Origin of the sequence: Streptomyces tatrensis, assembly GCF_049310065.1 — a bacterium.
Taxonomy (GTDB): domain Bacteria; phylum Actinomycetota; class Actinomycetes; order Streptomycetales; family Streptomycetaceae; genus Streptomyces.
In genome coordinates, this window is record NZ_JBMDLB010000011.1 from 2,549,726 (window position 1) to 2,562,884 (window position 13,159).

The following is a 13,159-nucleotide window of genomic DNA, read 5'->3' on the forward strand; positions in this document are numbered from 1 at the left end:
AACGACGGGGCCGACGCTGGACGGCGGCTACCCAGCGGCATCGACGCTGGTTCCCCCCGGCGGTGCCCGAACAACGGCGGGACTGACGCTGGACGGCGACCACCCAGCGGCATCGAGGCTCGTTCCCCCAGGCAGCGCCCGAACAACGGCGGGGCCGACGCTGAACGGCAGCCACCCAGCGGCATCGACGCTGGTTCCCCCCGGCGGTGCCCGAGCAGTGGCGGGGCCGGTTCCGCCCCGACGCGGGCGTGTCGCGGTGGGGGGTGTTCGGGGGGTGGGGGTGGGTCACGCCGGGGTGCCTGCCAGGCCGCTTTCCCAGGCCCAGGCGGCGATTTCCACGCGGTTGCGGGCGTCGAGTTTGGCCTGGACGTTGGCCAGGTGGGTCTTGACCGTGGAGAGGGAGACGAAGAGCTCTCCCGCGATCTCGGCGTTGGTCAGCCCGCGCGCGAGGCAGCGTACGACCTCGCGTTCCCGGTCCGTGAGGGGCTCGGCCGGGCGGCGGGCGGCAGCGGTGGCGACCGGGGTGCGGTGGGCCATTTCGCGCAGCAACCGTACGGTGATGGCGGGTGAGACGAGGGAGTCTCCGACGGCTGCCGCCCGTACCGCTTCAACCAGCATGGCCGGGCTCGCGTCCTTGAGGAGGAAGCCGGACGCTCCGCCCTGGAGCGCCGCGTGGACGTACTCGTCGAGGTCGAAGGTGGTGACGATGACGATGCGGGGGGTTTCGCGGCCGGAGAGCCGGCGGGTGACTTCGAGCCCGTCGAGTTTGGGCATGCGGATGTCGAGGAGCAGGACGTCGGGCCGGTGTTCGGCGACGGCCGCGAGGGCCGCTTCGCCGTCTTCGACGTCGGCGACCACTTCGATGTCCTGCTGGCTTTCGAGGATCATCCGGAAGCCGGTCCTGACCATCTCCTGGTCGTCCGCGATGATCACTCTGATCGTCATGCGCCGCCTGCCCCACTGTCGCCCGTTGCCTGTGCTGTCCCGGCTTCCCCGGCACTCCCACCCGGTGGGATCTCTCCATGGGACCTGCGGGCGCCTCGGCCCGCAACCGCACAGCAGACCGCCGGGAGCATGCCGCAAGGCCGGAACGGCGTCGTTCCGGCCTCACGGTACTGCGGTCGACCTTACGGACATGTGGGGCATCGCGCCTCATTCTTCCGGCCCCTGTCGGATGGGCCGGGAGGAGGAGGGTGGCGAGGATGGCGAGGGTCAGGGCAGCGGCACCGAACGGCGGTCAGAGCGCGGCGGCCGCGCTCTTGATCGCCGCCGCGAAGGTGGAGACCTCCGTGTAGACGCCGGGGTAGTCGGGGCGTGCGCAGCCCTCGCCCCAGCTGACTATGCCGACCTGGATCCAGGCGTTGGCGTTGTCGCGGCGGAACATGGGGCCGCCGGAGTCGCCCTGGCAGGTGTCGACGCCGCCCGCGTCGAATCCGGCGCAGATCTCCTCGGCGGGCACGAGGGAGCTGCCGTAGGAGGCCTGGCAGGAGGCGTCGGAGACGAAGGGGACGGTGGCCTTGCGGAGGTAGCGCTGCTGGCCCCCGCCCTCCCGGGTGGCGCCCCAGCCGGCGACGGTGAAGGTGCCGTTGTCGTAGGCCTTGGTGTCGGCGATCTTGAGGGTGGGGAGGTTGATGGGCTTGGCGAGCTTGATCAGCGCCCAGTCCTTGCCCGTGCCGTTGTAGCCGGGGGCCCGGAGCACCTTGGTGGACTTGACCTTGATGGCGCTGGAGCTGTTCAGGTCGACGACTCCGGCGGTGGCGGTGATGGTGGTGTTGTTGCCGGAGCTGCCGACGCAGTGGGCGGCGGTGAGCACGATCTGCTGGGTGTAGAGGGCGCCGCCGCAGCCCATGGAGAGCCGGACCATGAAGGGGAATTCGCCCTGGGCGGCGAGGGTTCCGCCGACCACGGGGGCCGGGGCGGGGACCGGGGCGGCGGTGGCGGAGCCGGGCTGGAGGCTGATGGCCGCGAGAGTCACCGCTCCGGCGGCAAGGATGCGCTTGAGGGTGGTGGTGAGGCTGGACACAGTCGACACACTGCCTTTCGTGGGGGGTTGGGCCGTGCGCGTCGCTCCATGACGGGTGGGAAAGGGCGCATGGATGACGAGGACATGACACACCTCTCGCACGGAGGGCTTCAAGAACGCGTTTTCGGACAACTTCCGGCCGGAGGTGCCCGATGACGCACAACGGGCGGCTCAGCAGCCCGATCGAGCACGGATTTCCTCATCTGGAGACGGTCCGCGCGGCGGTCACCGCGCTGTTCCGGCGGCTGTCCACCGACGGGATCCGCGCCTACGACACCGCCTTCGCCCCCGCCGACGCGGCCTTCCCCGCCTCCGAGGACCTGCACCTCGGCGCCCATCGGGTGGCTTCCGCGATGGTCCGCGCGCTGCAGCTCCCCGAGGCGCGCCTGATCGTGGCCTTCCGGGCGATGGAGGAGGCGGCGACCGTGGAACTGGCCGCCGGGCCCGAGTACTTCGTCGAGGTCAACGACCGCTTCCGCGTCCACCGCCGCGATCTGGCGGCCGCCCTCGCCCACGAGGTCACGCACGTACTGCTGCACCGCCTGGACCTGCGCTTCCCCACGACCCTGGGCAACGAGATCCTCACCGACACCGCGGCCGCCTACCTGGGCGCCGGCTGGCTGCTGCTCGACGCCTACCGGGAGGACGAGCTGAGCCACCAGAAGCTCGGCTACCTCACCCCGGAGGAGTTCGGCTACGTCCTCGCCAGACGCGGCCGGTTCCTCGGCGGCGAGGACCTCTCCGCGTGGTTCACCAGTCCGCGGGCCTACGAGGCGTACGTGCGCGGCCGCGCCCTGGCCGACCGGGACCTGCGCCGGGCCCCCCTCGCGGCCGCGGGCCGGCCGGAGCGCCTCCGGTACGCGGCGGCCCGCCGGAGCGGGGCCGCCCCGCCCGGGGCTTCGTACGGCTTCGAGGAGCACGCGGGCGGCCTGCGGGTGAGCTTCCCGTGCCCGGTGTGCGGACAGCGGCTGCGGCTACCGGCGGGCCGCGGGCCGCTGCGGGCCCGCTGCGGGCTGTGCCGCGCGGTGCTGGACTGCGTCACCTGAGCGGCCGGCCGCCGCCCCGCACGGCACGGAGTGCGGCGCCCGCGCGGTCAGTCGCCGCCACAGCCCCCGGAGTCACCGCCGCAGCCGGCTCCCCCGCCGCAGCCCGCGTCACCGCCCCCGCTGTCGCCGCTGCTCCTGCGGGTGGCCGTCGAGTGACTGCCGCCATAGATCGAGCGGTGGGCCGCGAAGTACACCACGCCCCAGGCGACGATGGTCCCGGACACGACGATCAGGGCGATGACACCTTCACTCATACGGGCGCCCTGCCCGGCCCCCAAGGACGGAACACCTCCCTCCGCCGACGACCCGCGGACCGCGTGACGGAGGTTCACCGGGCGGCCATGAAAAGTTACTTACCAGCCAGTAGACATGGGGGCGGGCGATCTCCAGCCTGGTCACGTACATGTCAACACGTGATCGAGGAGCGTCCCCCATGCGCAGCACCCGCACCCGTGCCACTGCCGCCGCCGTGGCCGTAGCAGCAGCCGTACTGGCCCTGGTTCCCGCCGCCTCCGCCCAGGCGGCCCCCGCGGCCCCCTCGGCCGTCAGCACCGTCACCGCCTCCGCACCCGGCGGCAACGCGGCGATCCTGGGCATCGACTACGCCACCTGGCAGCGCGACGTGTCCGCCGTCGTCGACGCGGCCCGCCCCGGGATCGAGCAGCGCATCGCCGCTTCGCCGGCCGGTGAGAAGCCGGCGATCGTCCTCGACATCGACAACTCCTCGCTGGAGACGGACTTCCACTGGTTCTGGACGTTCCCGACCCCCGCGATCGCCCAGGTCCGCGACCTGACCCGGTACGCGAACGACCGCGGGGTCGCCATCTTCTTCGTCACCGCCCGCCCGGGGATCATCTACTCCCTCACGGAGCGCAACCTCAAGGCGGTCGGCTATCCGGTCTCGGGCCTCTACGTCCGCGACCTGCCCGCCCTGTTCGGCGAGGTCAGCGCCTACAAGACGGCCAAGCGGGCGGAGATCGAGGCGCGCGGCTACACGATCATCGCCAACATCGGCAACAACCAGAGCGACCTGGTCGGCGGCCACGCCGAGCGCACCGTCAAGCTCCCGGACTACGGCGGCAAGCTCTCCTAGCCCGGGCCGGGCCGCGGCCTACTCCAGCCCGGCGGCGATCGCGTTGACGGCGGCCCAGCCGAAGGCCATCGCGGGGCCGATCGTCGCGCCCGGTCCGGGGTAGGTCTCCCCCATCACCGCCGCCGAGCAGTTTCCGGAGGCGTAGAGCCCCGGGATCGGCGTGGAGTCCTCGCGCAGCACCCGGCCGTCGGTGTCCGTGACGAGGCCGCCCTTGGTGCCGATGTCCCCCGGGTGCACGGGGACCGCGTAGAAGGGGCCCTTCTCGATCGGCGCCAGGTTCGGGTTGGGCAGCGTCGGGTCGCCGTAGTAGCGGTCGTAGACGCTCTCGCCCCGCCCGAAGTCCTTGTCGGTGCCCACCTCCGCGAAGGAGTTGAAGCGGCTGATCGCGGCGGGCAGGGCGGGGGCGGAGATCTGCCGGGCCAGTTCCTCCACGGTGTCGGCCTTCTTCAGGAAGCCGCTGTCCAGCCACTTCTTGGGAAAGGGCTGTCCGGGGAAGAGTCCGGCGAAGATGTACCGGGCCTTGGAGCGGGCGTCCAGGATCAGCCAGGACGGCACCGTGCCGGCGCCCGGCCGGTCGGCGGCGTACATCCGGTCCACGAACGCGTGGTACGGCAGGGCCTCGTTGGCGTAGCGCTCCCCCGCCTCGTTGACGATGACCATCCCGGGGATGCCCCGGTCGGCGACGAGGAAGAAGGGCTTCTCCCCCGGCGGGCACACCGACGGGGCGCCCCAGACCTTGTCCAGCAGATCGGTGGCGGCCCCCAGTTCCTCACCGAGCTTCAGGGCGTCGCCGGTCTGCCCCTCCGAGGAGTGCGTCCAGACCGTGGACGTGGGCGCGGGCAGGTGCTTCTCGCGCAGGGCCTGGTCGTGCGAGAACCCGCCCGAGGCCAGCACCACCCCGCCCCGCGCCGCTACGGTCACCTCGCGCCCGGCGCGCAGGATCCGTACGCCCGTCACCCGGCCGGCCGGGTCGGTGACCAGGCCGGTCAGGGGCGCCGACAGCCACAGTTCGCCGCCGAGCGCGTCCAGGGAGAGCCGCATGCGGGCGACGAGCGCCTCGCCGAGGGAGAGCAGTTTGCGGCGGGTGGCCAGGGCCTTGACCGCGCGCAGGCCCACCTTGACGGAGGTCTTCTTGCCCGCCCAGGTCCGGCTGACCATGTTCAGGAAGCGGAAGTCGTACGAGGTCATGGTCAGCCCGTACGTGGGCAGTCCGGCCCGGCGCATGGAGGCGCCGAGCTCCCCGAGCCGTTTGAAGTCCACGATGCACGGCTCGATGGACCGGCCCTGCGCCATGCCGCCCTGGGCCTCGGGGAAGTAGTCCGAGTAGCCGGGGGTGTACATGAAGCGGATCTCGGTGCGGTCGTGGAACTCCCGGACCATGCGCGGCCCGTGGGTGAGGTACGCGTCCTTGCGGGCGGCCGGGACCCGGTCGCCGACGGTGGCGTCGAGGTAGGCGCGGGCCTTCTCTCGGGTGTCGGCGAGGCCGGCGCGGTCGAGGTGGAAGTTGCCGGGGACCCAGATCGCGCCGCCGGACAGGGCGGTGGAACCCCCGTAGCGGTCGGTCTTCTCCACGACGAGGACGCTCAGGCCCCGCAGTCGGGCGGTGACGGCGGCGGCGAATCCGGCGGCGCCGGAGCCGACGACCACCACGTCGTAGGCGTATTCGGTGAGGTGCTCGGTGGTCATCCGAAGGCTCCCGTGGCGTAGTCGCTGCGGTAGTACAGCAGGGGTGATCCGCCGTCCCGGGCGTTCAGTTCGAGGACCCGGGCGGTGACGAGGTAGTGGTCGCCCGCCTCGTGGACCTCTTCGAGGGCGCAGTCGACGGTGGCGAGGGCGCCGGTGATGCGGACGGCTCCGCGGGCGGAGCGTTCCCAGTCGACGCCGGCGAACTTGTCCTCGCCGCGGCGGCCGAGCGCCTCGCACACGGCGCGCTGCTCCTCGGCGAGGATGCTGACGCCGAAGCGGCCGGCGGCCCGGACCCTGGGCCAGCTGGAGGAGCCCTTGCCGACGCAGAGCAGGACCAGCGGCGGGTCGAGGGAGAGGGAGGCGAAGGACTGGCAGGCCAGGCCGGCCGGGCGGCCGTCGTCCGCGACGGCCGCGACGACGGTGATACCGGAGGCGAAGGCGCCGAGGACCTCGCGGAACAGGGCCGGGTCGACCGGAGTTCCGGGGTCGCCCGCGCCGGCCGGGGTCGCGGTCAGCCGTTCCACTGGTGGCCCCAGAAGCTGTCCGCGGTGATCTCCTTCGCGGTCCAGGTGGCGGGGTCGACGAGGAGGCCGTCCCAGCCGTACTCGACCTGGAAGCCGCCGGGGGCCTGGGCGTAGAAGGAGACCATGTGGTCGTTGGAGTGCCGGCCGAGGGTGGAGGCGATGGGGATGCCCGCCTTGTTCATGCGGTCGAGGCAGTAGCCGACGTCGTCGAGGGTCTCCAGCTCGACCATGAAGTGGACGATGCCGGGCGGCAGCGCGCCGGGGTAGAGCCCGAGGCTGTGGTGGCGGCGGTTGGGGCTGAGGAAGTGCATCCAGTAGAAGTCCTGGCCGGGCTTGCCGGTGGGGACGGCGACCGGGGGCAGCCGCATCGAGTCGCGCAGCTGGAAGCCGAGGAGGTTCTCGTAGAAGTCGAGGGTGGCCTCGGTGTCGGCGGCGGGCAGGACGACGTGGCCGAGGCCGAGGTTCCCCTCGCGGCCGCCGGTGACGAAGCGGCTGCCGTACCGGGCCGCGAGCGGGGTGTGGTCCTGGGCCTGGCCCCAGTAGATCTCCAGGGGGTTGCCGCTGGGGTCCTCGCAGTGGATCAGGCCCTGCACGCGGCGGTCGGCGAGGGTCTCGGCGTCGCCCTGCTTGACGGGGTGTCCGGCGGCCTCCAGTTCGGCGGCGGCGTCTTCGAGGGCGCGGGCGTTCGCCACTTCGAAGCCGGCGGCGAGGAGGCGGTCCTGGGCGCCGGCGACGAACTGGAAGCGGTGCGTGCGGTCGTCGATGCGGATGCCCAGACGGGTGTCCGTGGTGCCGGCGGCTTCGGCCATGCCGAGGATGTCGAGGACGTAGGTGCGCCAGGCGGCGAGGTCGGCGGTCTCGATGCGGAGGTAGCCGAGTGCGCGGATGTCCATGGGGAACTCCTCGGTGGGATCAGTGGAGGAAGAAGTCGGTGGCGAGGCGGTTGAACTCGTCGGCGGCCTCGGTCTGCGCCCAGTGCCCGCAGTGCGGGAAGACGTGCAGCCGGGCGTCGGGGATGGTCTTCAGCGCGAGGAAGGCGCCGTCGACCGGGTTGACGCGGTCCTCGCGGCCCCAGGTCAGCAGGACGGGCCGGCTGATGCGGTGCGCTTCGCGCCAGAGCATCGCGGCCTCGGGCCACTTGGCGAAGGAGGCGCCCATCCGGGCGTTGCCGAGCCTGGCTTCGGGGTCGATCGCCTGGGCGTAGCGCTCCTCGACGAGGGCGTCGGTGACGATCGCCGGGTCGTGGGCGAGGGTGGTGAGGAAGGTCCGCATCTGCTCGCGGGTGGGCTCGGGGGCGAGGCTGAACTCGAAGAGCCGCTTGATGCCTTCGGTGGGGTCGGCGGAGAACAGGTTGAGCGAGATCCCGCCGGGGCCCATGAGGAGGAGCTTGCCGACGCGTTCGGGGTGGTCCAGGACGAGCCGGGTGGCGGCGCCTCCGCCGAGGGAGTTGCCGATGAAGTGCGCCCGCTCGATGCCGAGTTCGTCCATGAGGGCGAGGACGGCGTCGGCGCTGAAACCGAAGTAGTCGCGGTCGGGTTCCGGCTTGTCGGAGCGGCCGTAGCAGGGCTGGTCGACGAGCAGGGTGCGGAAGCGTTCGGCGAAGTGGGGCAGGTTGCCGCCAAAGTTGGACCAGCCGGAGGCGCCGGGCCCGCCGCCGTGCAACATGATCACGACGGGTGCGCCGGGCGCGCCGGCCTCGTGGTAGTGCAGGTTCAGGGCGCCGGCCTTGGCGGTGCGGGAGGTGTTCTCGTACGTGAATCCCTGCGCGCTCATAGCATCGTGTCCTGGATGTCGAGGCCGAGCGCGCCCTGCCCGAACAGGACCAGGGCCCGCTCCGGGTCGTTGGCGGCGTGGCCGCGGCCGGTGTGGACGTCGCGCCAGGCGCGCTGGACGGGGTGGGGGCCGGTGCGCATGGCGCTGCCGCCCGCGTTCTCCATGAGGAGGTCGACGGCGGCGACGCAGCGCTCGGTGGCGAGGACCTGGTCGCGGCGGGCCCGGGTGCGCAGCGGCGTGGGGAGTTCCTCGCCGCGTTCGGCGAGGGCGTAGAGCTCGGAGATGTTGCGCTGGAGCTGGAGCCAGGAGGCGTCGATGTCGCTGGCGGCGCGGGCGATGCGGACCTGGGCGAAGGGGTCTTCGGCGACCTGCTGGCCGTAGGAGATGCGGAAGCGGTCGCGGGTCGCGGCGACGTAGTCCTCGTAGGCGCCTTCGGCGATGCCGACGATGGGGGTGGAGATGGTGGTGGTGAAGACGGAGGCGTACGGGAGCCGGTAGAGCGGCTCGGGGTTGAGGCGGTGGCCGGGTACCTGGAGGGCGGTGACGGGGCCGAAGCTCAGCGCGCGGTGTTCGGGGACGAACACCTCTTCGACGACGATGTCGTTGGAGCCGGAGCCGCGCAGGCCGACGGTGTCCCAGACCTCGTCGATGCGGTACTGCGAGCGCGGGATCAGGAAGGTCCGCATGTCGACGGGGCGGCCTTCGGCGTCGGTGACGAGTCCGCCGAGCAGGGCCCAGTCGGCGTGGTCGCAGCCGGAGGAGAAGTGCCAGCGGCCGGAGAGGGTGAAGCCTCCGTCGACGGGGGTGACCTTGCCGGTGGGGGCGTAGGAGGAGCAGATCCGCGTGTCGCGGTCCTGGCCCCAGACCTCTTCCTGGGCGCGGGGGTCGTAGAGGGCGACGTGCCAGGGGTGGACGCCGACGACGGAGGCGACCCAGCCGGTGGAGCCGCAGGCCTTGGCTATGTCCTTGACGGCGGCGTAGAAGACGGCGGGGTCGGCGGCGTAGCCGCCGTGGGCCTTGGGCTGGAGCAGCCGGAAGAAGCCGGTGGCGGCGAGTTCCTTGATGCTCGCCTCGGGGACCTTGCGCAGGTTTTCGGCCTCCGCGCTGCGCTCGCGGAGGGCGGGGGCGAGGGCGCGGACCGCTGCGAGGACCTCTTCGTCACTCATGGTGTCCCCTTCTCAGATCAAGGATCTTCAGGTGTTCGGGATCGATGGCGAGGAACGTACGCCGGGTGGTCCGGGCGCGGGAACGAGCTGTTCCCGCTGAGCGGGAAGCTCCTCCGAAGTCCCTCGGAAGTACCTAAGAACTCGCCGAAACGACTACTTGAAGTATTACTGAATGAAATACACCCCTCCGGGTGCTTCCCTCCGGCCGGGGGCGCGTGGCAGGGTCGCCCCAACGCCTCACGCAGGGGGTTTTCTCGTGCTTGACCAGTTCATGGAGCAGGTCGTGGAGACCGAGCTCGCACCGCTTTCGCTGCTGGAGAAGGCCGCGAAGGTGCTGGGCGCCTTCGAGGGTCCACAGCCGCGGCTGTCGCTCACCGAGGTCGTGCGCCGCTCCGGAATCCCACGTTCTTCCGCCCACCGGATCCTCGACCAGCTGGTGCAGTTGCGCTGGCTGGACCGGGAGGGCCGGGACTACCGCATGGGCATGCGCATGCTGGAGCTGGGCGCGCTCGCCTCCCACCACAACCGGCTGCGCCGGGCCGCGCTGCCACTGCTGCACGCGCTGCACGAGCAGACGGGCCGGGTGGTGCACCTGTCGGTGCTCGACGGGGCCGAGGTGGTGTGCCTGGAGCGGATCGGCGGTTCGGAGGCCACCACGGTGCCCTCGCGGGTCGGCGGCCGGATGCCGGCGTACTGCACGGCCGCCGGCAAGGCGATCCTCGCGTTCAGCGATCCCGCCGCGGTGGAACACGTCCTCGCGCAGGGGCTGCGCCCGCGCACCGCGCGCACCCTGATCCGGCCGCTCGCGCTGCGTTCGGAGCTGGCGGCGGTCCGCGAGCGCGGGGTGGCGTACGACCGGGAGGAGAGCTTCCGGGGCATCTCCTGCGTGGCCGCGCCGCTGCGGGGTGCCGGGCGGGCCGTGGCCGCCGTGTCGGTGTCCTCCTGCCGGGGCGACCGGGAGACGGCCCGCCTCGCGCCGGCGGTACTGGCCTGCGCGCGGTCGGTGTGGCGGGAGCTGTACGGGCCGGGCCGGCCGGGGCGGGCCGCGGCAGCGCCGGCGCGGGACCTGGAGCCGGCGGTCTCGGCGCAGGCGATGGACAACATGATGGGGTGGCTGCGGTTCAGCGAGTGGATGTAGTGGGTAGTGGTACCCCAACGCACGAGTGAACGATTTCGGGCCCGACCCCTCGCCAGGGGGCCGGGCCCGCGGTCGTTCGGCGGGGTCGTTCGCCGTCGGGGCCTCCGGAGCCGTTCGCCGGGTCCGTTCTCCGGACCCGTCCGGCGGGGCCGTTCAGCCGTCGTAGCTGATGCGGACGCGGTCGCCGAGCGGCAGGGCCTGGCAGGCCAGGACGTAGCCGTCGGCGAGGTCCTCGGGGGCCAGGACCTCGTTGCGGACCATCGTGACCCCGCCCTCCAGCACTCGGCAGCAGCAGGCGCTGCAAGCGCCTTCGCGGCAGGAGTACGGGGCGGGGACGCCCGCGGCGAGCAGCGCGGTCAGCAGTGGGGTCTGCCGTCCCCAGGCGATGGTGTGCACGACCCCCTCGAACTCGACCTCGGCGGTCGCGCCGCCGCCGGAGGAGGGCGTGTCCTGCCCGTCCCCAGCAGCGCCGGCCGGCGGAGCCGCGCTCCCGGCGCCCGTGGCCGGGGCCGCCACCGCCGGGGCGAAGACGTCCCCGCTCAGGGAGAAGTACCGCTCCCGGTGGATCGCCCGGCCCCGGCCGCCCGAGGCACGCACCGCCGTCTCCGCCGCGTCCATCAGCGGAGCCGGCCCGCACAGATAGGTCTCGCGGTTCGCGTACGGGGCCACGAGCGGGCCCAGCTGCGGGGCGGTCGGCAGTCCCTGGAGGGTCTCCAGCCAGTGCACGACGGTGAGCCGCCCGGGGTGTTCCTCGGCGAGCCCCCACAGCTCGTCGCGGAAGATCACCGAGCCGGGGTCGCGGTTGGCGTACACCAGGGCGACGTGGCCCCGGCCGGCCAGGAGCGCCGACTTCGCGACCGACAGCACCGGGGTGATCCCGCTGCCGCCCGCCACCAGCAGCAGGTCCCGGCCCAGGTCGGGCGGGGTGAAGGTGCCGGCGGGGGGCAGGATCTCCAGCTCGTCGCCGATGCCCACGTCCTGGCACAGCCAGCCGGAGCCGAGGCCGCCGGGGACCCGTTTGACGGTGATGCGCAGCGGGTCCCCGGCGTGCGGGGAGCCGGCCAGGGAGTAGCAGCGGGCCTCGGCGCCCGCACCGCTCGACGAGGGAACCCGGACGGTGAGGAACTGTCCGGGGCGGTACGGGAGTTCCGCGTCGAGTACGAGGGAGACCGCCTCGGGGGTCTCCTGGATCCGGTCCGTGACGCGGACCAGCAGCCTGCCTCCGGCTCCGCCCCGGGCGGCAGCCGCCGCGGGGCCGGGCACCCCCGCGGCGCGGGACTTCGTACGGCCGTCGAGGTCAGACATCGGCCGGCACCTCCAGGCGGCCCGCCAGGACGGCGGCCTCGATGCCCGCGCGCAGGGCCTCGCAGGAGCGGACGCGGCCGCTGGGGCGGCCCGTCCCGGTCTCGGCGGCGATGCGCGGGCAGGCCACGGCCGCCTCCTCGGTCCACTGGACCTGGGTGTGGGCGGGGCTGAACTTCTCGCACAGCGCCACGGCGGCGCACTCCCCGCACACCACGGGGGTCATCACGGGGTCCCGGCCGCGCGGCGGGCGAGGTTCTCGGCGACCTCGGCCTTCCAGGCGGCGGTGGCGCGGGCGGTGTCGATCTCGAACTCGAAGCGGCGGACCATCTCGTCCTTGACGTCGGCGGCGTCCACGTAGAACTGCTCGTACCAGCGGCGGAGCTGGTAGACGGGGCCGTCCTCCTCGGTGAGGAGGGGGTTGTCGATGCGGGTCTTGTTCTTCCAGATCTCGACGTCCTGCTCGAAGCCGACGGCCAGGCCCTCGGAGGTGAGGCGGGCGGCGTCGGCGGCCTGCTCGTCGGTCATGCCGGGGAGCTTCTTGACGATGGTCCCGTACATGAGCATGAAGCTGTTCTCGTCGATCGGGTAATGGCAGTTGATGAGGACCGATTCGAGTTCGACGCCGCCGCCGATGTCGCTCCACAGCTTGTCGATCATGTAGGAGGGGCCGTAGTACGAGGCGTCGGAGCGCAGGCCGCCGCCGGTGGAGAGGGTGCCGAGGTCCACGTCGCCGCGCGGGGTGGACTCCATGTACTGGGTGGCGACGTGGCCGTCGAAGACGTTCTTGAAGTAGTGCGGGAAGGCGTAGTGCACGTAGTAGAAGTGCGCCATGTCGACGACGTTGTCGACGATCTCCCGGCAGTTGGAGTTCTCGACGCGCAGGAAGTTCCAGCTCCAGTCGCTCCACTCGGGGTCGCCGACGCCCTCGATGACGGGGATCGTGACCTCGGGCGGCGGCGGGTTGCCCTCCGGGTCGTGCCAGACGTAGAGCTGGCCGCTGCGTTCCAGTGAGGTCCAGGCGCGGGTCCTGGCGCGGGGCGGGACGCGGCGGGCGTAGGGGATGGCGGCGCAGCGGCCGTCTGCGGACCAGCGCCAGTCGTGGAAGGGGCAGGCGATGGCGTCGCCCTTGACGGTGCCGTGGGCGAGGTTGCCGCCCATGTGGGGGCAGTAGGCGTTCAGGACGCTCAGCTCGCCGCTCCCGGCGCCCTGGAAGACGACGAGTTTCGTGCCGAAGGCCTCGATCTCGTGCGGGGTTCCGTCCCGGAACGTGGCGGCGAGTCCCAGGCAGTGCCAGCCCCGGGCGAAGCGGGTCGGCGTGGGGGCGGCTTCGATGACACGGGGTGCTTCGTCGGCTGCGGTCGTTTCGGCCATGGGATGGCCCTCCACTTCGTTGTGGTGTGGTTCG

At 72.4% G+C, this 13,159-nt stretch carries 14 protein-coding genes; 3 read left to right on the forward strand and 11 right to left on the reverse strand.

Annotated features, from left to right (window positions below):
• Positions 1-285: 285 nt before the first annotated feature.
• Together ACODT5_RS27245 and ACODT5_RS27250 are read right to left on the reverse strand one after the other, a co-directional pair.
• Positions 286-945, reverse strand: coding sequence for a response regulator (locus ACODT5_RS27245; protein ID WP_422521842.1), 660 nt, complete (start codon positions 943-945; stop codon positions 286-288).
• 292 nt (positions 946-1,237) lie between these two features.
• Positions 1,238-2,032 carry a serine protease gene (locus ACODT5_RS27250; RefSeq protein ID WP_422521843.1) on the reverse strand — a complete coding sequence of 265 codons (795 nt, stop codon included), beginning with the start codon at positions 2,030-2,032 and terminating at the stop codon, positions 1,238-1,240.
• Positions 2,033-2,175: 143 nt separating this feature from the next.
• On the opposite strand from ACODT5_RS27250, the gene ACODT5_RS27255 reads away from it, so the two are divergent.
• Complete coding sequence (locus ACODT5_RS27255; protein ID WP_422521844.1) at positions 2,176-3,069, forward strand: hypothetical protein; 894 nt, start codon at positions 2,176-2,178, stop codon at positions 3,067-3,069.
• Positions 3,070-3,116: 47 nt separating this feature from the next.
• Here ACODT5_RS27255 and ACODT5_RS27260 read toward each other — a convergent pair whose 3' ends face one another.
• A complete protein-coding gene (locus ACODT5_RS27260) occupies positions 3,117-3,323 on the reverse strand; it encodes a hypothetical protein (protein WP_422521845.1) in 207 nt (68 codons plus the stop codon).
• Between the two features lie 179 nt (positions 3,324-3,502).
• Here ACODT5_RS27260 and ACODT5_RS27265 point away from each other — a divergent pair, with 179 nt between their 5' ends.
• A complete protein-coding gene (locus tag ACODT5_RS27265; protein ID WP_422521846.1) occupies positions 3,503-4,162 on the forward strand; it encodes an HAD family acid phosphatase in 660 nt (219 codons plus the stop codon).
• Positions 4,163-4,180: 18 nt separating this feature from the next.
• Here the strand turns inward: ACODT5_RS27265 and ACODT5_RS27270 are convergent, their stop codons facing one another.
• From ACODT5_RS27270 to hsaA, 5 genes are read right to left on the reverse strand one after another with little or no spacing between them, the layout of a single operon-like run.
• On the reverse strand, positions 4,181-5,848 hold the full coding sequence (locus tag ACODT5_RS27270) for an FAD-dependent oxidoreductase (protein ID WP_422521847.1): 1,668 nt from the start codon (positions 5,846-5,848) through the stop codon (positions 4,181-4,183).
• On the reverse strand, positions 5,845-6,372 hold the full coding sequence (locus tag ACODT5_RS27275; protein ID WP_422521848.1) for a flavin reductase family protein: 528 nt from the start codon (positions 6,370-6,372) through the stop codon (positions 5,845-5,847). The genes ACODT5_RS27270 and ACODT5_RS27275 overlap by 4 nt, the downstream gene beginning before the upstream one ends.
• The gene (locus tag ACODT5_RS27280; protein WP_422521849.1) at positions 6,360-7,265 is read right to left on the reverse strand and encodes a VOC family protein; all 906 of its coding nucleotides are present in this window, start codon (positions 7,263-7,265) and stop codon (positions 6,360-6,362) included. The genes ACODT5_RS27275 and ACODT5_RS27280 overlap by 13 nt, the downstream gene beginning before the upstream one ends.
• A gap of 19 nt (positions 7,266-7,284) precedes the next feature.
• Positions 7,285-8,145, reverse strand: coding sequence for a 4,5:9,10-diseco-3-hydroxy-5,9,17-trioxoandrosta-1(10),2-diene-4-oate hydrolase (hsaD, locus tag ACODT5_RS27285; RefSeq protein WP_422521850.1), 861 nt, complete (start codon positions 8,143-8,145; stop codon positions 7,285-7,287).
• Complete coding sequence (gene hsaA, locus ACODT5_RS27290) at positions 8,142-9,311, reverse strand: 3-hydroxy-9,10-secoandrosta-1,3,5(10)-triene-9,17-dione monooxygenase oxygenase subunit (RefSeq protein ID WP_422521851.1); 1,170 nt, start codon at positions 9,309-9,311, stop codon at positions 8,142-8,144. The genes hsaD and hsaA overlap by 4 nt, the downstream gene beginning before the upstream one ends.
• 256 nt (positions 9,312-9,567) lie before the next feature.
• On the opposite strand from hsaA, the gene ACODT5_RS27295 reads away from it, so the two are divergent.
• On the forward strand, positions 9,568-10,449 hold the full coding sequence (locus ACODT5_RS27295) for an IclR family transcriptional regulator (RefSeq protein WP_422521852.1): 882 nt from the start codon (positions 9,568-9,570) through the stop codon (positions 10,447-10,449).
• Positions 10,450-10,602: 153 nt separating this feature from the next.
• Here the strand turns inward: ACODT5_RS27295 and ACODT5_RS27300 are convergent, their stop codons facing one another.
• The 3 genes from ACODT5_RS27300 to ACODT5_RS27310 are packed head-to-tail and all read right to left on the reverse strand — an operon-like array spanning position 10,603 to position 13,125.
• Positions 10,603-11,754, reverse strand: a complete 1,152-nt coding sequence (locus ACODT5_RS27300) for a 2Fe-2S iron-sulfur cluster-binding protein (RefSeq protein ID WP_422521853.1) — start codon at positions 11,752-11,754, stop codon at positions 10,603-10,605.
• On the reverse strand, positions 11,747-11,977 hold the full coding sequence (locus tag ACODT5_RS27305) for a ferredoxin (protein WP_422521854.1): 231 nt from the start codon (positions 11,975-11,977) through the stop codon (positions 11,747-11,749). Before ACODT5_RS27305 ends, ACODT5_RS27300 begins: the two co-directional genes overlap by 8 nt.
• A complete protein-coding gene (locus ACODT5_RS27310; RefSeq protein WP_422521855.1) occupies positions 11,977-13,125 on the reverse strand; it encodes a 3-ketosteroid-9-alpha-monooxygenase, oxygenase component in 1,149 nt (382 codons plus the stop codon). Before ACODT5_RS27310 ends, ACODT5_RS27305 begins: the two co-directional genes overlap by 1 nt.
• Positions 13,126-13,159: the final 34 nt, after the last annotated feature.

Excerpts from the sequence above, each read along its gene's own strand:
- ACODT5_RS27245 (WP_422521842.1), bottom strand. The coding sequence starts at position 945 with ATGACGATCAGAGTGATCATCGCGGACGACCAGGAGATGGTCAGGACC.
- ACODT5_RS27255 (WP_422521844.1), top strand. The coding sequence starts at position 2,176 with ATGACGCACAACGGGCGGCTCAGCAGCCCGATCGAGCACGGATTTCCT.
- ACODT5_RS27260 (WP_422521845.1), bottom strand. The coding sequence starts at position 3,323 with ATGAGTGAAGGTGTCATCGCCCTGATCGTCGTGTCCGGGACCATCGTC.
- ACODT5_RS27265 (WP_422521846.1), top strand. The coding sequence starts at position 3,503 with ATGCGCAGCACCCGCACCCGTGCCACTGCCGCCGCCGTGGCCGTAGCA.
- ACODT5_RS27270 (WP_422521847.1), bottom strand. The coding sequence starts at position 5,848 with ATGACCACCGAGCACCTCACCGAATACGCCTACGACGTGGTGGTCGTC.
- ACODT5_RS27280 (WP_422521849.1), bottom strand. The coding sequence starts at position 7,265 with ATGGACATCCGCGCACTCGGCTACCTCCGCATCGAGACCGCCGACCTC.
- hsaD (WP_422521850.1), bottom strand. The coding sequence starts at position 8,145 with ATGAGCGCGCAGGGATTCACGTACGAGAACACCTCCCGCACCGCCAAG.
- hsaA (WP_422521851.1), bottom strand. The coding sequence starts at position 9,311 with ATGAGTGACGAAGAGGTCCTCGCAGCGGTCCGCGCCCTCGCCCCCGCC.
- ACODT5_RS27300 (WP_422521853.1), bottom strand. The coding sequence starts at position 11,754 with ATGTCTGACCTCGACGGCCGTACGAAGTCCCGCGCCGCGGGGGTGCCC.
- ACODT5_RS27305 (WP_422521854.1), bottom strand. The coding sequence starts at position 11,977 with ATGACCCCCGTGGTGTGCGGGGAGTGCGCCGCCGTGGCGCTGTGCGAG.
- ACODT5_RS27310 (WP_422521855.1), bottom strand. The coding sequence starts at position 13,125 with ATGGCCGAAACGACCGCAGCCGACGAAGCACCCCGTGTCATCGAAGCC.